The organism is uncultured Acinetobacter sp., from assembly GCF_947626835.1.
In the GTDB taxonomy this organism is placed as follows: Bacteria; Pseudomonadota; Gammaproteobacteria; order Pseudomonadales; family Moraxellaceae; genus Acinetobacter.
On record NZ_CANQTS010000001.1, the window covers coordinates 200,414 to 220,224 of the forward strand.

General features: G+C 41.6%; 17 protein-coding genes and 1 pseudogene. 9 read left to right on the forward strand and 9 right to left on the reverse strand.

The features are described from left to right. Positions 1 to 10 precede the first annotated feature (10 nt). Positions 11 to 511 (reverse strand): DJ-1/PfpI family protein, encoded by a 501-nt coding sequence (locus Q0Z55_RS01055; protein ID WP_297422978.1) that lies wholly within the window; start codon positions 509 to 511, stop codon positions 11 to 13. Between the two features lie 379 nt (positions 512 to 890). Between Q0Z55_RS01055 and pheA the strand changes: the two genes are divergently transcribed. From pheA to Q0Z55_RS01075, 4 genes are all read left to right on the forward strand, one after another. After that, on the forward strand, positions 891 to 2,000 hold the full coding sequence (gene pheA / locus Q0Z55_RS01060) for a prephenate dehydratase (protein ID WP_297422982.1): 1,110 nt from the start codon (positions 891 to 893) through the stop codon (positions 1,998 to 2,000). Positions 2,001 to 2,060: 60 nt separating this feature from the next. Continuing rightward, complete coding sequence (hisC, locus tag Q0Z55_RS01065) at positions 2,061 to 3,152, forward strand: histidinol-phosphate transaminase (protein WP_297422984.1); 1,092 nt, start codon at positions 2,061 to 2,063, stop codon at positions 3,150 to 3,152. A 3-nt stretch (positions 3,153 to 3,155) separates the two neighbouring features. Beyond that, complete coding sequence (locus tag Q0Z55_RS01070; RefSeq protein ID WP_297422986.1) at positions 3,156 to 5,402, forward strand: bifunctional prephenate dehydrogenase/3-phosphoshikimate 1-carboxyvinyltransferase; 2,247 nt, start codon at positions 3,156 to 3,158, stop codon at positions 5,400 to 5,402. A gap of 115 nt (positions 5,403 to 5,517) precedes the next feature. Beyond that, positions 5,518 to 5,883: a hypothetical protein gene (locus Q0Z55_RS01075; RefSeq protein WP_297422990.1), complete on the forward strand. Its 366-nt coding sequence runs from the start codon at positions 5,518 to 5,520 to the stop codon at positions 5,881 to 5,883. A gap of 29 nt (positions 5,884 to 5,912) precedes the next feature. Here Q0Z55_RS01075 and Q0Z55_RS01080 read toward each other — a convergent pair whose 3' ends face one another. Further along, positions 5,913 to 6,545: a hydrolase gene (locus Q0Z55_RS01080; protein WP_297422992.1), complete on the reverse strand. Its 633-nt coding sequence runs from the start codon at positions 6,543 to 6,545 to the stop codon at positions 5,913 to 5,915. A gap of 123 nt (positions 6,546 to 6,668) precedes the next feature. On the opposite strand from Q0Z55_RS01080, the gene yaaA reads away from it, so the two are divergent. Continuing rightward, positions 6,669 to 7,448: a peroxide stress protein YaaA gene (gene yaaA / locus Q0Z55_RS01085; RefSeq protein WP_297422994.1), complete on the forward strand. Its 780-nt coding sequence runs from the start codon at positions 6,669 to 6,671 to the stop codon at positions 7,446 to 7,448. 31 nt (positions 7,449 to 7,479) lie between these two features. Here the strand turns inward: yaaA and Q0Z55_RS01090 are convergent, their stop codons facing one another. The 4 genes from Q0Z55_RS01090 to Q0Z55_RS01105 all read right to left on the reverse strand — a co-directional run bounded on the left by Q0Z55_RS01090 (position 7,480) and on the right by Q0Z55_RS01105 (position 12,375). Then, on the reverse strand, positions 7,480 to 8,913 hold the full coding sequence (locus Q0Z55_RS01090; RefSeq protein WP_297422996.1) for a deoxyribodipyrimidine photo-lyase: 1,434 nt from the start codon (positions 8,911 to 8,913) through the stop codon (positions 7,480 to 7,482). A 140-nt stretch (positions 8,914 to 9,053) separates the two neighbouring features. After that, positions 9,054 to 9,536, reverse strand: a complete 483-nt coding sequence (locus tag Q0Z55_RS01095; RefSeq protein ID WP_297422998.1) for a peptidylprolyl isomerase — start codon at positions 9,534 to 9,536, stop codon at positions 9,054 to 9,056. 136 nt (positions 9,537 to 9,672) lie between these two features. Continuing rightward, positions 9,673 to 10,974: an NAD(P)/FAD-dependent oxidoreductase gene (locus tag Q0Z55_RS01100; RefSeq protein ID WP_297422999.1), complete on the reverse strand. Its 1,302-nt coding sequence runs from the start codon at positions 10,972 to 10,974 to the stop codon at positions 9,673 to 9,675. 105 nt (positions 10,975 to 11,079) lie between these two features. Beyond that, positions 11,080 to 12,375: a D-alanyl-D-alanine carboxypeptidase family protein gene (locus tag Q0Z55_RS01105; RefSeq protein WP_297423002.1), complete on the reverse strand. Its 1,296-nt coding sequence runs from the start codon at positions 12,373 to 12,375 to the stop codon at positions 11,080 to 11,082. 179 nt (positions 12,376 to 12,554) lie between these two features. Between Q0Z55_RS01105 and Q0Z55_RS01110 the strand changes: the two genes are divergently transcribed. Further along, positions 12,555 to 14,258, forward strand: a complete 1,704-nt coding sequence (locus tag Q0Z55_RS01110) for a M61 family peptidase (RefSeq protein ID WP_297423005.1) — start codon at positions 12,555 to 12,557, stop codon at positions 14,256 to 14,258. Between the two features lie 151 nt (positions 14,259 to 14,409). On the opposite strand, the gene Q0Z55_RS01115 is transcribed toward Q0Z55_RS01110, so the two are convergent. Beyond that, positions 14,410 to 15,198: a pseudouridine synthase gene (locus Q0Z55_RS01115; RefSeq protein ID WP_297423007.1), complete on the reverse strand. Its 789-nt coding sequence runs from the start codon at positions 15,196 to 15,198 to the stop codon at positions 14,410 to 14,412. Between the two features lie 506 nt (positions 15,199 to 15,704). Here Q0Z55_RS01115 and Q0Z55_RS01120 point away from each other — a divergent pair. Next, positions 15,705 to 16,233 (forward strand): annotated as a pseudogene (locus tag Q0Z55_RS01120) (peptidoglycan DD-metalloendopeptidase family protein). On the opposite strand, the gene Q0Z55_RS01125 reads toward Q0Z55_RS01120, so the two are convergent. Then, a complete protein-coding gene (locus Q0Z55_RS01125) occupies positions 16,230 to 17,420 on the reverse strand; it encodes a YbfB/YjiJ family MFS transporter (RefSeq protein ID WP_297423010.1) in 1,191 nt (396 codons plus the stop codon). The pseudogene Q0Z55_RS01120 and the gene Q0Z55_RS01125 sit on opposite strands and share 4 nt — an antisense overlap. A gap of 265 nt (positions 17,421 to 17,685) precedes the next feature. Here Q0Z55_RS01125 and Q0Z55_RS01130 point away from each other — a divergent pair, with 265 nt between their 5' ends. After that, positions 17,686 to 18,507 (forward strand): PhzF family phenazine biosynthesis protein, encoded by an 822-nt coding sequence (locus Q0Z55_RS01130; RefSeq protein WP_297423013.1) that lies wholly within the window; start codon positions 17,686 to 17,688, stop codon positions 18,505 to 18,507. A gap of 24 nt (positions 18,508 to 18,531) precedes the next feature. Here the strand turns inward: Q0Z55_RS01130 and Q0Z55_RS01135 are convergent, their stop codons facing one another. Further along, positions 18,532 to 18,927 (reverse strand): DUF3144 domain-containing protein, encoded by a 396-nt coding sequence (locus Q0Z55_RS01135; RefSeq protein WP_297423016.1) that lies wholly within the window; start codon positions 18,925 to 18,927, stop codon positions 18,532 to 18,534. Between the two features lie 111 nt (positions 18,928 to 19,038). Between Q0Z55_RS01135 and Q0Z55_RS01140 the strand changes: the two genes are divergently transcribed. Further along, positions 19,039 to 19,680, forward strand: a complete 642-nt coding sequence (locus Q0Z55_RS01140; protein WP_297423018.1) for a hypothetical protein — start codon at positions 19,039 to 19,041, stop codon at positions 19,678 to 19,680. The last annotated feature ends 131 nt before the right edge of the window (positions 19,681 to 19,811 follow it).

The window sequence follows — 19,811 nt, forward strand, 5'->3', positions numbered from 1 at the left end:
TTAAAATGCATTAGGCTGAGTGAAGTACCTTGAGCATGGTATGTAAAAATTCAGCCAAGGCAGTTGGGCTTTGTTGTGAGATATATAAATTATGATCATTCACCACAGCTTGATTGAGATAAACCGCATGTGCAGCTTGTAACATACCTCGATACTGTGGATCGGCAGTTAAGCGCCGCCCATGTGCCACCTGAGCAGCCACCAATATTGGAGTGGCATAGCTTAAACTAAAAATAGGCTTGTAGGCATTGGCAATGCATTGCACAAAACTATGTACTTGAGGATGTGGATTATCATTAAACAGCAATAAGCTATCTAAAGCGTGCAGCTTGATCTCATGCAAATGAGCATCAATTTTAATATGGCTGTTGTGAAGTCTATAGCTTGTGGTCTGTGGGCAAGCACTAAGATGACAAAGTCGATGTCCTGCCTCAGACAAAGCTTGAGAAATACTGAAATAGTCATCTGCACATATGTTATTTTGAATCAATAATCCAATGGTTTTTGGCATAAGAGTCGTCTTTATTATTGTTATAATAAGCCTAGCCTGAAATCATAAAAAAGCGCAGCAGAATATTGTTAATCTCGGTTAAACACGATGCTGCAAGCTTAAGCAGACCCATGTATTGGGTGTAAAAGCCAGTATTTCCAACCCTAGATAATTTAAGCTCCAGCTCAGTGTAAGCTATGGCTTGCATAGCTTACTAAACTTCAGGTTATCAGTGCTTAAAAAATAAGAAATACATGTGCTGAGCTTAATTTTTAATTGTTGATCTTTTAACCAAATGCCGAGTTTTCACGGTGAATCCATCAAAGTTGTATTGCGCAAGATTTCAAAGCTTACTATTGTTATACTGTGTGCATCATATTTGCTGAAGGGCGACATAACAATGGTCAATGACGATCAAAACACAACGACTTCTCTTGATTTGACTAAAATTCGTGAAGATATTGATTCTGTGGATCAACAGATCCAACAACTCATTAGCCGCCGTGCGCGTTTAGCCGAAGCTGTGGCCAAAGCTAAGTTTGCTCAAGAAGAGAATCCACTGTTTTACCGTCCGGAACGTGAAGCGCAAGTATTACGTAATGTGATGGAGCGTAATGATGGTCCTTTGTCGGACATCACCATGGCACGTTTATTCCGTGAAATTATGTCGGCATGTTTAGCGCTTGAAGCCCCGCAAAGCATTGCATTTTTAGGGCCTGTAGGCACCTATACCCATTCAGCAGTATTAAAACATTTTGGTCAAGATGCGGTGGTACGTCCATTGCCAACCATTGACGAAGTATTCCGTGAAGTGGAAGCCGGCAGCGCGCATTATGGTTTAGTGCCGGTTGAAAACTCGTCTGAAGGTGTGGTCAATCACACGCTTGATTGTTTCAAAGCATCACATTTAAACGTGATTGGTGAAGTTGAATTGCGTATTCATCACCAATTTTTGGTGTCAAGCAATACCCGTAAAGACAGTATTAAACAAATTTATGCCCATCAGCAAACTCTAGCGCAATGCCGCAGTTGGTTAGATGCGCATTATCCGGGCGTTGAGCGTGTGGCATTAAGCTCAAATGCAGAAGCCGCGCGCCGTATTCGCAATGAATGGCATTCAGCCGCAATTGCCTCTGAAATTGCAGCCAATATTTATGATTTAGAAATTCTACATAGCAATATTGAAGATAACCCAGAAAATACCACACGTTTTTTAGTGATTGGTCGTGAAAAAGTGCCAGCCAGTGGCAACGATAAAACGTCACTATTGGTCTCAGCACATGACCGTGCTGGTGCATTGCTCGAAATTTTAGCGCCATTTGCTAAACACAATATTAGTCTCACCAGTATTGAAACACGCCCAGCCTTGCCAGAAAAATGGGCCTATGTATTCTTTATTGACTTAGAAGGGCATATTGAGCAAGAACACGTCAAAGCTGCCATCGAAGAAATTCGTCCCTTGGTGAAAGAAGTACGTGTACTCGGTTCTTATCCAATCGCTGTGCTTTAAAGTTTTAACCCGAGCATTACTGTGATGCTCGGTCTAATTGTCTCCATCGGGAAGTAAAATATGACCTTTGTGCCAGCCAATGACGGCATTGCAAAATTAAAGCCATACCAACCAGGTAAACCAATGAGCGAATTAGAGCGTGAATTGGGTTTAACTGATATTGTCAAACTTGCTTCAAATGAAAACCCATTGGGTTGTTCTGAAAAAGTGCAACAAGCGGTTGCCGCAGAGTTGGCAGAAATTGGTCGTTATCCTGATGGCGGCGGTTATATTTTAAAAGCACAAGTGGCCAAGCAATTTGCTGTGGGTTTAGACCAAATTACTCTAGGTAATGGCTCAAACGATTTACTTGAAATGTTTGCCCGTGCTTTTGTGTCTGATAAAGATTCGGTGGTGTATAGCCAGCACGCTTTTGCAGTGTATGCATTGGTGACTCAAGCCATTAATGCACAAGCGATTGAAGTGCCTGCCAAAGGTTTCGCTCACGATTTAGACGCGATGGCAGCAGCGGTACAAGACAATACCAAGCTGATTTTTATTGCCAATCCAAATAACCCAACCGGTACTTGGTTTGAAGAAGCAGAATTTGAACGCTTCATGCAAAAAGTACCGAGTCATGTGCTTGTGGTACTTGATGAAGCCTATGTGGAATATTTCCCTGAAAACTTCAACAGCTTAAAATTCTTAAGCCAATATGACAATTTAATCATTAGCCGTACCTTATCGAAGTGCTATGGCTTGGCAGCATTGCGTGTTGGTTTTGCTTTAGCGTCAGCTGAAGTGACAGATTATTTAAATCGTATTCGTCAGCCATTTAACGTGAATCATTTAGCCATGGTTGCAGGTGTTGCGGCATTACAAGACGAAGATTTTATTGAAAAATCACGTGTAACCAACAAAGCAGGTATGGCACAGTTAGAAGCAGGCTTTAAGGCATTAGGCTTAAACTATGTGCCATCACGTGCCAATTTCTTGTTGGTGGATGTACAAGCTGATCCTGCACAAACCTTTAATGCTTTACTCAAAGAAGGTGTGATTGTACGTCCGGTGGGTATTCCCAATCATCTTCGCGTATCGATTGGAACAGAAGCTGAAAATGCTAAATTCTTAACGGCATTGGCAAAAGTTCTGTCTTTAGAGGCAACAGCATAACTAATGTCACAGCTACAGTTTGAAAAAGTTGCCTTTATTGGGCTAGGGTTAATTGGTTCAAGTCTTGCTCGTGTGATACGCGCAAAAGGCTTGGCCAAACAAATCGTGGCATCGACCCGTTCGGAACAAACCTTAACTGATGCCAAAGCCTTAGGCTTAATTGAAGCCGGTTATCGTGACCCGATTGATGCGGTGCAAGGTGCAGACTTAGTGGTACTTGCATTGCCTGTACGTGCTACACAGCATATCCTTGCGACCATTAAATCGTATTTGTCTGCACATACGATTATTACCGATGTGGGAAGTACCAAAGGCAATGTCGTAGACGCAGCGAAAGCGGTTTATGGTGAGGATTTACCCGCAGGTTTTGTGCCAGGTCATCCCATTGCAGGGGCTGAACATACCGGGGTACATGCAGGTAAAGTCGATTTATTTGCCAATCACAAAGTGATTTTAACTCCGCTGCCCACCAGTGCCGATTGGGCGGTCGACAAACTGATTCAACTGTGGCAAGCCGCGCAAGCGGAAGTGATTTGTATGGATGTGGCCAAGCACGATGAAGTCTTGGCCCATACCAGTCATTTACCGCATTTAATGGCATTTAACTTGGTTGAGCAATTGGCTAACCGAGAAGATAATCTTGATATTTTCCGTTATGCTGCGGGTGGTTTTCGTGATTTCTCACGTATTGCTGCCAGTGATCCACAAATGTGGCATGATATCTTTTTTGCCAACAAAACAGCCATTTTAAACGCTGTCGATGGCTTTGAACAACAATTGGCCGTGATTCGCAAATTGATTGAAGATGAAAACTCACACGAATTAATGGGTTTACTCGGGCATGCGCAAGCAGCACGTCAACATTTTAATCATATGCTGGCTCAAAAACCTTTGCTGGAGAACACACACGTGACACAACAATTTACCATCCAACCGGGTACCAAAAAATTCCAAGGTAAATTTACCGTACCAGGTGACAAATCTGTGTCACACCGTTCAATTATGTTTGGTGCGATTGCTGAAGGCACAACACATGTCACAGGTTTTTTAGAGGGCGAAGATGCCTTAGCCACTTTGCAAGCGTTTCGTGATATGGGCGTATCCATTGAAGGCCCAAAAAATGGTGAAGTCACCATTCATGGCGTAGGCATGCACGGTTTAAAAGCACCAAAATCAGCTTTATATATGGGCAACTCAGGCACTTCGATGCGTTTGTTGTCGGGTATGCTCTCAGCGCAGAAGTTTGATTCTGTGATGACCGGCGATGCATCACTCTCTAAGCGTCCAATGGAGCGTATTGCTAAGCCATTACGTTTAATGGGTGCACAGATTCAAAGTACAGGTGAGCGTGGCACACCACCAATTTCGATTACCGGTGCGCAAGCATTAACAGGTGTACATTACGATTTGCCAATGGCATCTGCGCAAGTTAAATCAGGTATTTTATTAGCAGGTTTGTGGGCTACTGGCGAAACTTCAGTGACTGAACCTGAGCCAACGCGTGACCACACCGAGCGTATGTTACGTGCTTTTGGTTATGAGGTAAAAACCGAAGGCAACCGCATTTCACTACAAGGTGGTGGTAAATTGGTAGGCACTGACATTCAAGTGCCCTCTGATATTTCATCGGCTGCGTTCTTTATGGTGGGAGCTGCCATTACTGAAGGTGCTGATGTAACCCTAGAAGCGGTAGGCATTAACCCAACCCGTACCGGTATTATTGAAATCTTAAAACAAATGGGTGCTGACATTACGGTCCAAAACGAGCGTATTGCAGGCGGTGAACCGATTGCCGACATTCGTATTCAAGGTACACGTACTTTAAAAGGCATTCATATTCCTGAAGATCAAGTACCTTTAGCGATTGATGAATTCCCTGCACTCTTTATCGCAGCGGCTTGTGCCGAAGGTCAAACCGTATTAACCGGTGCTGCTGAATTACGTGTCAAAGAATCAGATCGTATTCAAGTGATGGCTGATGGTTTACAAATCATGGGCATTGACTGCATACCAACCGAAGATGGCATCATCATTGAAGGGAAAGGTAAAGCAGGCGAGTGGGGCGCAATTTTTAATGGTGGTGAGATTGAATCGCATCATGACCATCGTATTGCCATGAGTTTCTCAATGGCGGGTTTACGTACCTCAGGCGAGATTAAAATTGTCGGTACCGAAACCGTTGCGACAAGCTTCCCAACCTTTACCCAATTGGCTAACACAGCAGGTCTAGCAATTCAAGTGACTGAGTAATTAGTCTAAAAATTGATTAAAAAATATACAACAGCCAAGTCGAGTACTTGGCTGTTTTGGTTTATGCGCCTATGCTCAAAGACTATACAATAACAATGTCTTTGGGATGCTATAAATGAGAACGCTACAATTTATTGCCCACTGTGAAACAGCACCACATACACATGATGATATGGCTGTCTCTAAACAGGTTACACAACTATTGGCAGAGAAATTAGCCGAATATGGTTTTGAAACCCTCTCACAAAGTGGCGAGCATATTGCGGTCAGCGTAGAGCAACATGAATTGCCATTGGCGGTGAGTTGCCAACATCAAACTGAGCAAGGGCACATGGTCTGTAAAATTAGCTCTTATCCTGCCGAAGAACAAGATTGGTTAGATCGTATTACTGAGCAAAGTCTATTAAATCAATTGGCGCAAGCAGTTGAAACCACTTTAAAAAGCCAGCATCATTTTTCGGATTTTAAATGGGACAAATAAAAAACCCCGCAATCGGCGAGGTTTTTGTTTTAAGCTGAGACCAAATAACGGGTCATGGCTAAACGCAGTTGTTTTAAATAACCGGTAAAGAAATGATTGGCACCCGGTAGTACAGTCACTACATGGCGCTGTGGGCGTGACCATTCAATCATATCTGAGAGTAAAGTGACTTCGTCAGCTTCACCATGCACAAATAAAATATCCCCTTTAATCGGTGGAGTGACATAGTGACGCACGCCTGCCACTGTCGCAGTGGGTAAACCACAAATCATAGCTTGTTTTGGTTGCAGCTCAACAGGCAGTGAGGCATAGGCTTTGACCATGACATGTGCACCAAAGCTAAAACCACCAGCATAAAATGGCACAGTAATATGCTTGTGACGGGCAAATTTGATCACTTCTAGAATATCATCGGTTTCGCCAAAACCTTCATCATGTATACCTTCACTTTGACCTGAGCCACGGAAGCTTGGACGATAGACCACACAACCGCGTTCTAGGTACATCTGAGCCAACAGCGCAGGAACTTTATGTTGTGGTGTGCCGCCTTGTAGCGGGTGTGGATGGCATACGACAGCGAATCCTTTCACTTCGCCCTGAGGGTAATCTACAAAAATTTCAATTTTGCCAGCCGGGCCTTGGATGAAAATTTGCTCAGACATAATTAACAGTCAGGTAAAAGAAACAACGGGCTATTCTACCGATAATGTTCAGTAAAAACACAAGTTGGCATTAAAATAGCACTGCTGTTATATTTGTTTAATTATTTTTTGATCAAATTTTTTATGCTTATTCTGATTTCTCCGGCTAAAACCCTCGATTATGAAACCATCTTACCTACAGATACGTATACTTTACCAAGATTGCTTGACCACTCACAACAGCTTATCGACGTAAGTCGTAGTCTTTCGGCCAGTGAAATTGCTAGTTTAATGTCGGTGAGTGAAAAAATTGCCCAGTTAAATGTGGCACGTTTTCGTGATTGGCAAAGCGACTTTAATTTAAGCAATAGTCGTCAAGCCATTTTTGCCTTTAAAGGCGATGTCTATACCGGTTTAGATGCCTACACATTGAATGAAAATGAGCTTGATATTGCTCAACAGCATTTACGTATGCTCTCTGGTCTATATGGATTGCTGCGACCTTTAGATTTAATGATGCCATATCGTTTAGAAATGGGCACACGTTTGTCTAATCCAAAAGGAAACAATTTATATCAATTTTGGGGAAATACCATTACTGATCTGATTAATCAGGATATTGAAGCCAGCAACAGCCCAGTGGTGGTCAATTTAGCTTCCGATGAATATTATAAAGCGGTTAAAGAAACCTCACTCAAGGCATCTGTGATTAAACCTGTGTTTTTAGATCAAAAAAATGGCAAATATAAAGTGATTAGTTTTTATGCCAAAAAAGCACGTGGTTTAATGGCACGTTATATCATTCAACATAATATTCAAGCCCCTGAACAGCTGCAGAGCTTTAACAGCGAGGGCTATTATTTTGACCCAATCAGTTCACAAGGCAATGAATTGGTCTTTAAACGTGATGAGCAAATAGCATAAAAAAATCCCGATCATTGATCGGGATTTTTGTTTACAGAGCTTTAAATGCCTCTAAAGCACGTAAACGACTGTGTTTTAAGTCCACAATTGGGCGTGGGTAGTCTAATTTGCGCTGTGGGTTTTTAGCATACGGGTCATGAATTTCTTTGGCATTTAAATGTGCAAGTTCAGGTAACCAACAGCGCAGGTAATCACCATTAGGGTCAAATTTTTCTGACTGACTGACAGGATTAAAAATTCTAAAATAGGGCACTGCATCTGTACCTGTTGAGGCACACCATTGCCAACCGCCATTATTGGCGGCTAAATCGCCATCAATTAAGTGTTGCATAAACCATGTTTCACCCAAGCGCCAATCAATCAGCAAATTTTTACTTAAAAACATCGCCACAATCATGCGTACACGGTTATGCATCCAACCTGTGGCGAGCATTTGACGTATACCCGCGTCCACAATCGGGATACCGGTTTGACCTTGTTGCCAAGCATGTAGTTCATCGGGAGCATCACGCCACATTAAACCTTTGGTAGTATCTTTAAAGGGCTGATGCTTAGACACTTTTGGAAAATCAAATAAAATGTGTTGATAAAATTCACGCCACAGCAATTCATTTAGCCACACTTGCTGTCCTGTACTGACAAAATCAAAATTGCCATATTGCTCGCGAAACAGTGCATTGACACAGCTACGAATGGAGAGCATACCAATATTTAAATAGGCAGATAATTGACTGGTGCTGTTTAAATGTGGATAGTCGCGCTCACGGTCATAATATGCAACTTGATCAGCAATAAAAGCATCTAACCGGTCAAAGGCACTATTTTCCCCAACAGGCCAAAGTGCTTGTTGGAGGGGTGGAATTTGGTTAAAACCAAGTTCAGTTAAACTTGGAATGTTCAGCATTGACTGATCAAAGTTCAAATCAAGCATCTGTTGAGCTTGAGGGGTTGGATAGCAAGGCGCTAAACTGACACTTAATTTTTCATAGCACTGCTTTTTAAAGGCACTAAACACCTGATAAGGTTGCAGGCTTTTATTACGAATTGAACCCAATGCAAATAAGGTACGATCTTCAAAGAAATGGCTGTTGATGTTCAGCTGCTTTAAGCTTTGGGTGACCCATTCATCACGTGAAATTTCATTTACCCCAGCTTCACGATTGGCATAAAGATTGGCTATAGGCAGCGTCTGACATAATTTTTTTAAGGCATTTGCAATGTCATGCCAAAGCTCAACGCGTAACACAAGCAGAGGCACATTTAAGTTGGCTAAATCGCTTTGCAAGGCTTGTAATTGGCGTAAGTAAAAATCAATTTTAATCGGGGCATCATCATGCAAACGCCATTGCTCAGGCGAAAGTACCACCACAGCCAGCGTTGGACCTGCTGCCATAGCATGATGCAAAGCACTATGATCAAAGGTGCGTAAATCTTGGCGTAGCCAAACCAGTTGATAAGCAGACATGTCAGTCACACTACAATCAAATAACTTAAGCTTAGTCTAAACGCAGTGAATTTCGTGTGAGTTCAAGTAACAAAATTTGTGGCAAACCCTATAAAAAAAGGCAAAGTAAAATACTTTGCCTTTTTGTAGATCAGATGATCTTAGTGGTGGTGACCACCTGCACCGTGTACGTGACCGTGATCTAATTCTTCTTGAGAAGCATCACGGATGTCTACGATTTCAACATCAAATGTTAAGTCTTGACCAGCAAGTGGGAAGTTTGCATCAACGATTACGTTTTCGCCTTCAACTGCTTTAACAGTTACAATTTGCACGCCATCATCAGTTTGTGCTTGGAACTGCATGCCCGCTTGGATGTTATCTACACCTTGGAACATTTTTGCAGGAACTTCTTGTACAAGTTCAGGGTTGTATTCGCCGTAACCTTCAGCAGCAGGTACAGTTACAGTGAATTTGTCGCCTACAGTTTTACCAAGTAAAGCATTTTCTAAACCAGGAATGATGTTGCCTGCACCTTGCAAGTATACAAGTGGCTCGCCTTGAGATTTATCAAGAACTTCACCCTCAGCGTTAGTCAATGTGTAGTGGAAAGATACCACGTGGTTATTTGCAATTGCAGTCATGCTATTGATCCATTCAATAAATTTTTAAAGATACATCATAAAGGGAAAAATAAATTTATCGAAGTGATTTCGCTAAAATTCGCATTTTTACCGATCTAATGCTGTTTTTTTATTAGTATGGGCGAAAAATTATATTTCAATGTAATTTTATCTTTGGACCTATGTTTTTTATCATTAGGTCTTTAGCGGTCAGTAAACTGGCATGGGTATAGCCATGAATATTGGCTTGATGCACCCGATACAACGACATATACATGGATTTTGCTAAGACCCCATGAATATTAACTTTGCCCAATAATTCACCCACTGCACTGTGTTCACTTAACGACACCAATGCGCCTTTTTCAGAAAATCTAAACATTGGTAAGGGCTGCTGTGTGACACGTGCTTTCATCGCATGGCGTAAAAAACTGGCTTGTTGACTTGCCACTTGGGCACGCGGTGCTAAAGCCGGTGCTTTGGCATCGGGTTGACAATGTGCGCAATCGCCAAAGGCAAAAATATCGGGATCAATGGTGGTTTGTAAAGTAGCAAAAATATGTAAACGATTGACATGGTCTTTTTCAAATTCGGTTAAATTGTTAAATACTTCCGGGGCTTGAATGCCTGCTGCCCAAACTTTAATTTCTGCCTCAAAACTTGAACCATCAGCAAAGTAAACCCGTTCAGCATCGACTTTAGACACACGGTGATCGGTCAATACTTCCACGCCTAAATCTTCAAGTTGTTGTTGGGTATGTTCTGAGGTTTTCTCCGACAAAGCTGGCAAAATACGATCAGCCGCTTCAATCACTCGAATATTGACTTTACTTGGATCGATTTTGTTTAAGCCATATTGAAAAAAGTTGTCTTTGGCATGAATCAACTCGGCTGCCAATTCAACGCCTGTGGCCCCTGCACCAATGATGGCAATATTTAAAGCGCGTGCTTTAGGTAAATGTTGCGCCTCTAAATACACATGCAATAAATCTTGTTGGAATTGTTGGGCTTGCTCGACATTGTCTAAAAAGTGGCAATGCTGTTTGACGCCTTCGGTTTGAAAATCGTTGCAGGTAGAGCCAAGCGCTAAAATTAAGGTGTCATAGTCTAAAGCAATACTCAATGAGCTAGGACTTGGGCTATTGACTGCTTTTTTGAGCCAATGCTGATGCTGAATTTCAACCCGCTTATGTTGTCGGTCGATGCCGACAAAACGACCCAAAACAAACTGATAGGCATGTTTGGCCGCATGGGCAAAATAGTTAGTTTCTTCTTGATGTGGATTGAGTCGACCCGAGGCAATTTCGTGTAACAAAGGTTTCCAAACATGGGTAAGTTTTTGATCGACTAAAGTAATCTCAGCTTTATGGCTACGGCCTAAGCTATTGCCCAATTGAGTGGCTAATTCTAAACCGCCTGCGCCACCGCCAATAATGACAATTTTATGAAGTAAGGTCATGGTGTGCCCATTGTTATTATAAAAAAAGAGATGCCATGACTATGCCATCTCTTCAAGGGAATATGGGCGTAAAATTGTTATACAAGTTACAAAAATTGCGGCAACTTAGAGCTTAATATTGGCTTTACGTTGTATGCCATGCCATAGGTCATGACACCATGCCATCCATTGCTTAAAAATATTCTCTTTTTCAAGCGTGACCTGATTATTAACCTCAAAACTGCGTAAAAGTTGCTGATTTTGATAGACTTTAATTTCTACTAAAGGCATTTTCTGATTCAGTGGCGCATTTAAAACAGGCTGCTTTAAGTTGGCTTGTACTTGGGTTTTTGTAGTGCTTAATGGCTCAATAATTTGCATGAGTCCTTGGGCATCTTTTACATATAAACGCTGTTGATTGGCTTGATAAGTATTCAGATCAATAGGCGTAGTCAAAGGGTAGAGGGAAGTCGTGACGACCTCAGGTTGAATACCTTTGACTTGAAACCATGTGTACTTTGATTGATTGACAGGAATGTCAGCTAAATGTTGGCCTTTAGCCACAATACGTTCATTTTGGGTATAGGTATACGCCACATTCATTAATTGATGTGCCACTTCAGCACGTTTTTGCATACTCGGTGTACCTAAAACCACCACAATGAGACGCCGTGTTGGAGCATCTAAACGATGTGTATCGCGCTGTGCAGTGAGCGCTAAATTGTAACCTGCGGCCTTGGTAAAACCGGTCTTTAAACCATCCACACTTGGGTCGGTTTTAAGTAATATATTGGTGGCTGCATGGTAAAGACCTTGATAGCGAAAATCAGGCAGTTTTGAATAGTACAAATAGGAGGGCACTTCATTGACCAAAGCTTGACCAAGCAGTGCAAAGTCAGCGGCCGTTGAATAATGATCTGGCATAGTAAGGCCGGGCGGATTACTAAAATGACTATTGTGCATGCCCACAGCTTTGGCTTCGCTATTCATACGGGCTACAAAAAGCGGCACAGAGCCTGAAATGCGTTCAGCTAAAAGTAAAGCCGCATCATTGGCAGACATAACAATTAAGCCTGCCAATAAAGTATCTACACTGACCTGTTCACCGACTTTAAGGCGCATTTGTGATTCATCTGACATGACCTGATTGACTACAGGAGTGACAGTGAGCATTTCATGGCGTTGTAACTTGCCGCTTTGAATGTCTTTTAAGGCAATATATGCCACCATCATTTTGGTGAGTGAAGCAGGGGCACGTTGTACATGACTATTGTGCTCGGCAATCACTTGTCCTGATTGTGAATCTAAAATGGTCCACGCTTCGGCTTCAACCGATTCAGGGTCGATGTTCAGTAGATTTGCAAAACTTGTGGTGGAGCACAGCAGCACACAGCTTGCCAACAGGTAAAACACAGCGTTCAAGGCAGTTCCTTATTTGCCAATCCATGGACAAAAAAATTGAAAAAAAGTCTGCGCATGCTATGCCTTTTTCTAGCAGATGGCTAGTCAAAAAGCCAACAAATGCAAGCGCTATGCATTGCCTGGCAAAAAAATGTTAAGCTTCTGCTTAAGTTATCTATTGAATGTTTGTATTGCCCATTATGTTGCATTATCAAATCGAATTTGACGATTATCGTCAGCATCTTGCCCATGTGACTTTGCGTTTTGTTGCAGAGCCGACACAAGTCTTATCTTTACCGACATGGATTCCGGGCAGTTATCTCATTCGTGAATTTGCCAAACATTTAGAAAGCGTACGTGCCTATGACGAAGAGGGGCGTTTGCTGGAAATTGAAAAATTTGAAAAAAATAAATGGCGTTTATTTAACACCGACTATGAGCTGATCACGGTTGAATATGATGTCTATGCCTATGATTTGTCGGTACGTGGTGCTTATGTAGACCAAACACGTTTATATATTAACCCAGCCTGTGCGTGTTTAGCCTTAGAGGGTCAAGAACATAAAGCAATTGAAGTTGAAATATTTTTACCGCCTGAGTTAAAACATTTCCAACTGGCCACGGGTTTAAAATCTCGCAGTTTGGTCAAAGGGCGTTTTACTTTAGAAGCCGATAACTATGCACAACTGATTGATTCACCTTTTGAGTTGGCAGAGCAGACGCGCTTTAGCTTTGATGCAGAAGGGGTTGCACATGAATTTGTGGTGTCGGGTAAACATGCCATGAATACTGAACGCATGCAGCAAGACATCACCAAGATTTGTGCCACACAAATTCAGATGTTTGGTTCGGCGCCATTTAAAGACTATACCTTTATGACCATGGCCACGGGCAATAGTTATGGCGGTTTAGAGCATCCAAATAGCACCAGTTTAATTACCCCACGTCAGGATTTGCCCAAAGCCAATGAACCTGAGGAGCCATCAGAAGATTATCAGCGTTTCTTAGGTTTATGTAGTCACGAATATTTCCATTCTTGGTTGGTGAAATTTATTCGTCCTGAAAATTTTGTCAATTATGATTTAAATAAAGAAGGCTATACCTCGTTGCTATGGATTTTTGAAGGCTTTACCTCGTATTACGATGATTTATTGCTATTACGTAGTGGTGTGATTGATCAAGAGGCATATTTAAAGCTGTTAAAAAGCCAAATTGAGCGTTATTTACAAAATCCGGGACGTTTGATTCAAACCGTGGCCGAATCGAGCTTTGATGCATGGGTAAAATTTTATCGTCAAGATGAAAACTCGAATAATGCAGGCACCAGTTACTATAACAAAGGCTGTTTAGTGGCTTTATGTTTAGACTTAGGTTTACGTTTACGTGGTTCGAGCTTAGATGCCTTAATGCGTAAGCTATACGAAAATGCACAAAATGGCATTCAAGTCAATCAGCGCACCATTTACGAGCTATGTAAAGAACTGACAGGTGATAGTTGGATTGAGCAGATCAATCATTTAATTAACACCACAGATGAGTTGCCGCTCGATCAATTGTTGCCTGAATTTGGTATTAGTTATCAGGTTAAAGATGACAAGTCTTTGCCTTTTGGTTTAAAGCTAAGCGATCAAGCGCAAGGTGTCTTGGTACAACAAGCACGTCGTGATAGTGTAGGGGCACAAGCAGGTTTATCTGCCCATGATGTGATTATTGCGATTGATGGTCTAAAAGCCTCTGAGAAGCTCTTAGCAAGTTATGCTAAGCAACAGGGTACATTTAGCGTGCTGGCATTCCGCCGTGATGAATTGATGCAGTTTGAAGTTAATACCGCAGAAATTGGGTTAGCTTCGGTTGAATTAAAAGTGGCAGATCAAGCCAAAGCAGAACAATGGCTAAAAGCATAATTGCGCTTTAGTTAGTTTTAAATTAAAACCCATGTTTCGACATGGGTTTTTTATTGATGAATTTTGTAACTGAGCCAAATGGGCTTAAAAAAGACATCAGTACGCACCTAAAAAAGCCCGCCACAAGGGCAGGCTATATTGAGTCGCTTAATTAACCGCGACCACGGCCACGACCGCGTGGTGCTTTGGTATTTGGACGAGTTGTACCATTGGTACGACGTTTTGGCTTTTCGCTTTCATCCATTTGCCAAATACGCTTGGTGCCTTTTTTCTTGACTGAGCCATCTTTATTTTTACGTACCATTGGCTTACCCCCTGTACCACCCGGCTTTTTCACATAAGAACGTGAGCGGTAAGGTTCATCTGCAGGTAGATTTTGGAAATCAGGATATAACAAAGGTTCAATTTCTTTGGTTTCACCTGGTTGTAAACCCAATTGCACTAAATCAATTGCACCAATTTTAGTACGAATTAAACGTAGCGTTGGAAAACCCACTGCCGAAGTCATACGGCGCACTTGGCGGTTACGACCTTCGCAAATCGAAATTTCCACCCAAGACGTCGGTACAGATACGCGAAAACGTACCGGAGGATCACGATCCCATAACCATTCAGGCTGTTCGACTTTAATGGCTTTAGCAGGCAAGGTCATGCCATCTTTAAGTTCAACACCTTGACGCAATTTCTCAAGCGCTTCTTCGGTGATATCACCATCCACTTGTACAAGGTAAGTTTTAAACTTTTTATTGGTAGGGTTGGTGATATATTGGTTTAGACCACCGTGATCGGTTAAAAATACTAAACCTTCTGAGTCCATATCCAAACGACCTGCAAGACGTAAATCAGGGTCATCGACAAAGTCAGACATGGTCATGTGTGCTTCATCTTTACGGAATTGGGAGAGGACGTCATAAGGCTTATTAAGAATGACGATTTTCATAAAATAACTTCTTTAATGTGAACAATTTACAAAAAAGGTGCAAGTCAGACGTGACTACGCAAGTACGCTTATGACTTCACCAAAAAAAATTCGATGCCTATATTATGCGTCAAGATGCCAAGAAAGTATTGCATGTTGGCAATTTTTTTCTTTTTAGCTCTGGTTTAAACCGCCTTTATGCTGCCTTAAGTCGATTTTATTACTCAAGTCTTTTTAAGATGCTGACTTTGCATCGATGCAATTGAACTTAGTAAGATGAAGGTAATTTTTCACATGATCAGGCTTGTGCATAGGCAGAAATTCGCTACAGTAAATTCTCTGACCCCATCATTTCAAGAGCAGACCAACATGGCACGTCAGTCAAAGCGACAGCAGCATGCTCAAGATGTGCAACATAATGAGCAACAGCAACAGCAACAGCAACAGCAACAGCAATAACCTAAAAATTAATTCAATAAAAAAACCTAGACCATCCTCATTGAAGGGATGTTTGATGTGGAGTTTGGATGTTTAAAATTTTTGGATGGGCTTTCATCACTCTTTTACTCAGTGCTTGTCAGCCACCCCCTGCTACACAAGTAACTACATGGCAAACACCTTATTTGTATTGGCAGCTGAAGCGTACGCCGCTACAAGCGCCGCTTTTGATTCCGGTAGAGCAGGTGACTTTTGCGCAAATCACCGATACATGGGGCGCTGCAAGAAGTGCTGGGCGTCGCCATGAAGGCGTAGATATTTTTGCCAAGCGTGGTACAGCTGTCTTAAGCAGTACTCAAGGAATTGTGCGAGAAGTGGGCACTAATACTTTATGGCAAAGTGATTTGGATTACAGGGCCTGAATTAAGCTCACATTATTATGCCCATTTAGATGCGTATGCTGAGCATATTCAAGCAGGCGATTGGGTGGACGTTGGTACGTTATTGGGTTATGTGGGCAATAGTGGCAATGCTAAAAACACACCGCCACATTTACATTATGGAATCTATCTACAAGGACAAGGTGCAGTCAATCCTTATCCGTATTTAAAACCTTAAGTTTGAGGGGTCACTTCCTTTTTAAAATCCAGTTCATAGCGTCGTACATAAAACATAAAATATAAGGTGCCTGACAATAAAACAGCAGCAGCTAAAATAAATTGCTGTGGATAAGCCACATTAAAACTTTGTAAGGTACTAAAGCTTAAACCGCCAATCAGTTGTACTAAGGCAAAGGTCATCGTGGCCATGCCCCATAGTTTTTTATAGGCCAAACCATAATGCTGCAAGATCGTATAAGAGGTTAAAAACACCACCGCAGGATTAAGCAAACCCGTTAGCAATGATGATAAAAAAGTCAACAGCGGAAAACTTGGCATTAAGGCAAATAAAATAGCTGCTACATAAAAGCTATAGAGCAGTTTTAAAGCTTTTAAATTGCCAAATTTTACTGCAAATAAATAGGCTGTGAAGGCCCCAAATGCGCTGCCAATCCCGTATAAAATCCAATTAAAATTAATCCAAAATAAAGATAAACCTAAACTTTGGGTTAAATAATCAATCCAAAATAACGAATGTGGAATATAGGCAAAGGCACTACAAGCATACACCAAAATTAAGGTTTTATAAAACCCATCCGGGCGTGTATTGGGCGCTTGGGTTTGAGTGTTATGATCGAGTTGCTGATGAAAGGGATAAATCAATTTGGCAATAAACACGGTAAACAATACCGCAAAACTAAATAAAATCAGCCAAGCTTGCGTAATACTGATGCGATCTAAATAAGGTAAAAACAGCGTTGCTGCTAAAACGCCAATCCCAACACCACTAAAGCCAACAAAGTTGATTTTTAGACGTTTACTGGCATCGGCACATTGTGCAACCACAGTGGGTGCTAAAATCATCAGTAAGCCGCCGCAAATCCCTGAAAGTACTCGCCAAAAGATATACCATGTCCCTATAAAGCCATCAAAGGCACAGCACAGTAAACTCAAACTGCCAATCACGCCGGCACCTGTCAAATAATGCAGCATCTTGACGTTTTGTGCTAAGCGCATGGCCCAAAATGCACCAATCAAATAGCCCAATAAGTTGGCGCTGCCCAACACACTGGCAAAGTTGCTGCTCCATTCAAAGGCTTCTCGGGTACTGGGTAATAAAGCAGTATAAGAAAAACGTAAAATCCCTACCGCAAGTCCGGTGCTGAGCATTAAAAATACGCTCAGGCGTTGTGTAATTGAGAACATCCTGTTCCTTTGTCGTTATTATTTGCTTAAATTTAAACCGATCTTAACCGATTTAGCGAGCTTTTGCAGATAACCAACATAGACCTATGGGTTTTTATTAAGCAATAGGCTATTGGCGATACGATAAAAGTGCCTATTTATCACATCATATAAGCATTTAATATTTGGAAAAATGTGTTAAAGCGCCACTGAAAATTTAATTTTTTTTCTTAACTTAATAACAAAAGCCTTTAACATAGAGCGTAAACAAAATGAGAACAACACCATGAAAATGTATCAAGTCGATGCCTTTACCACGCAATTATTTAAAGGCAATCCTGCTGCTGTAATTGTGCTTGATGATTGGCTAGATGATGCTGTAATGCAAAATATTGCTTTAGAAAATAATCTTGCTGAAACGGCTTTTGTCAAACAGCGCGATGAGCAAAATTTTGAGATTCGTTGGTTTACTCCAACAGTTGAGGTAGATTTTTGCGGGCATGCCACCTTAGCCAGTAGTTTTGTATTATTTAGAGATTTTGTGCAGAGCAAAAATATTTCTTTTCATGTGAAAAATTTAGGTGTTTTTGAAGTTGAACAGGCGATAGATGGTAAAATTTTGATGAATTTTCCAATACGCCGTGCCCATTTAGTCAAAGATGTGCCTGTATTGTTGCGTCAGGCACTGACCAAGCCATTTAAAGCGGTGTATGTCAATGAGCAAGCCTATATTATGATATATGAATCTACACAAGATGTGCTAGCGGAGTGTCCAAATTTTGAATTGCTTAAAACTTTAGGGCAAACACGCACTGCAATTACCGCACATGCCTCGGCGTTGGATGTTGCAATTACCAGTCAACATCTAGCTTATGATTGCGTATCACGTTATTTTGCCCCTGCCAATGGTATTGCCGAAGACCCTGTCACAGGTTCTATTCATACTGCGATTATGCCGCTTTGGACTGAAATCTTAGCCAAAGATGAATTGGTGGCTTATCAAGCTTCGCCACGGGGTGGGACTTTATATGGCAAGCTACTCGGTAATGAGCGCATTGAAATTTCAGGCTATGCACGTTTATTTATGCAAGCTGAGATTTATGTATAAAAAAAGCCCCGTGGGGCTTTTTGATTAATCATGCGGTTTGTGTTCATGTTTATGCGCATGATGTTCTTCAGTACGGCGAAAACGTAAATAGTTTTCAAACTGATCGCAATATTCGTCGTAGTTGTCCTCAAGCATCAATTGAAATTGCTGCAATAAGTACGACATCACTTGCTCTTTGGCCGCGCGCATTTCTTCGCCATCTTTAAAATTGTTGGCAGCGACCCACGTGTTAAAACGTGATGCGGCAAACAACATGGCAGAGCTGACCTGACCACGACGATCATGCGGCTTTACAGTTGAGCCTTTTTCAATGCTACAAAACTCATTAGCTTGTTTAATAAACGCATCAGCACGTTCAAAGAAAGCCGCATTTAACGCTTCTTCTTCGGTTACATCGGTTGCTTCAATCTTTTGAACCATGAACTGTTCCTAAACATCAATTTCAAAGCCGCCATTATAGGCAAAGCCTTGCAGAAACTAAACCTTTGCCTTAATCTAAAAATAGCCTAAGTCTTATTTGCAAGGACGACCATGAAAGATAACGCAATTGCCATACAAAACCTAAAAAACGATATTGCAGTATTGCGCCAACAAGTGTGGCCACCCCAAGATCTCGCTCATGTGGAAGATTTACCGATTTACTATGCCAATGCCGACGAAGTGGCACGCTACTACAGTCAGTGGCAAGGCTTGATTGAACGTGCACAAGAGTTGTTTGAGCCGTTCATGGCAGATGAAGACGAAGTGATCGATGCCATTCATTTGCCCAGCCATTTAAATTTGCCGTTGTTTTATTTTCACGTCGATCGCATTCGAATTAATAAAACCCGTGCTAAAGAATCAAAAACATTTCGTGGCGTGGCCAGCTTGATTGAAAAATGCGGTCAATTTAGCGAACGTGAAATTTTTGCCATGCAAGATTGGTTAGCTACCGACAGTACCGCAGCTTTAGTGGCACATCGTGAATTTATTGATTTACGCACCTATGTGTTTCAGCATAAACAAAGTGACTACACCCGTACCCGATTTTATGTCAATGGGATTGTATTAAGCGTCGAGCCAGACTTTGAATTGGTAGATGCGCGTGATAAACCACGTAAACAACGTAACGATAGTTATACAGACCCGATTGCCGACAATGGTACATGGAAAATCTTTGCCAAAAACCGCTAAAACAATAACACTTGTTTATACAAGGCCATGTTAGTTTATAAGCCACAAAACAACAAAAAAGATGCTTATGCCAACATGGATTGCGGTATTTTATGCCATTTTTTTAATCACAAGCAGTATATGGGTGGCTT

Bases quoted from the DNA above. Each gene is read 5' to 3' on its own strand.
- Q0Z55_RS01130 (WP_297423013.1), top strand. From the start codon at position 17,686: ATGAAAATGTATCAAGTCGATGCCTTTACCACGCAATTATTTAAAGGC.
- Q0Z55_RS01090 (WP_297422996.1), bottom strand. From the start codon at position 8,913: ATGTCTGCTTATCAACTGGTTTGGCTACGCCAAGATTTACGCACCTTT.
- Q0Z55_RS01075 (WP_297422990.1), top strand. From the start codon at position 5,518: ATGAGAACGCTACAATTTATTGCCCACTGTGAAACAGCACCACATACA.
- pheA (WP_297422982.1), top strand. From the start codon at position 891: ATGGTCAATGACGATCAAAACACAACGACTTCTCTTGATTTGACTAAA.
- Q0Z55_RS01095 (WP_297422998.1), bottom strand. From the start codon at position 9,536: ATGACTGCAATTGCAAATAACCACGTGGTATCTTTCCACTACACATTG.
- Q0Z55_RS01070 (WP_297422986.1), top strand. From the start codon at position 3,156: ATGTCACAGCTACAGTTTGAAAAAGTTGCCTTTATTGGGCTAGGGTTA.
- Q0Z55_RS01055 (WP_297422978.1), bottom strand. From the start codon at position 511: ATGCCAAAAACCATTGGATTATTGATTCAAAATAACATATGTGCAGAT.
- Q0Z55_RS01125 (WP_297423010.1), bottom strand. From the start codon at position 17,420: ATGTTCTCAATTACACAACGCCTGAGCGTATTTTTAATGCTCAGCACC.
- Q0Z55_RS01140 (WP_297423018.1), top strand. From the start codon at position 19,039: ATGAAAGATAACGCAATTGCCATACAAAACCTAAAAAACGATATTGCA.
- Q0Z55_RS01110 (WP_297423005.1), top strand. From the start codon at position 12,555: ATGTTGCATTATCAAATCGAATTTGACGATTATCGTCAGCATCTTGCC.
- Q0Z55_RS01115 (WP_297423007.1), bottom strand. From the start codon at position 15,198: ATGAAAATCGTCATTCTTAATAAGCCTTATGACGTCCTCTCCCAATTC.
- Q0Z55_RS01100 (WP_297422999.1), bottom strand. From the start codon at position 10,974: ATGACCTTACTTCATAAAATTGTCATTATTGGCGGTGGCGCAGGCGGT.
- hisC (WP_297422984.1), top strand. From the start codon at position 2,061: ATGACCTTTGTGCCAGCCAATGACGGCATTGCAAAATTAAAGCCATAC.
- Q0Z55_RS01080 (WP_297422992.1), bottom strand. From the start codon at position 6,545: ATGTCTGAGCAAATTTTCATCCAAGGCCCGGCTGGCAAAATTGAAATT.
- yaaA (WP_297422994.1), top strand. From the start codon at position 6,669: ATGCTTATTCTGATTTCTCCGGCTAAAACCCTCGATTATGAAACCATC.
- Q0Z55_RS01135 (WP_297423016.1), bottom strand. From the start codon at position 18,927: ATGGTTCAAAAGATTGAAGCAACCGATGTAACCGAAGAAGAAGCGTTA.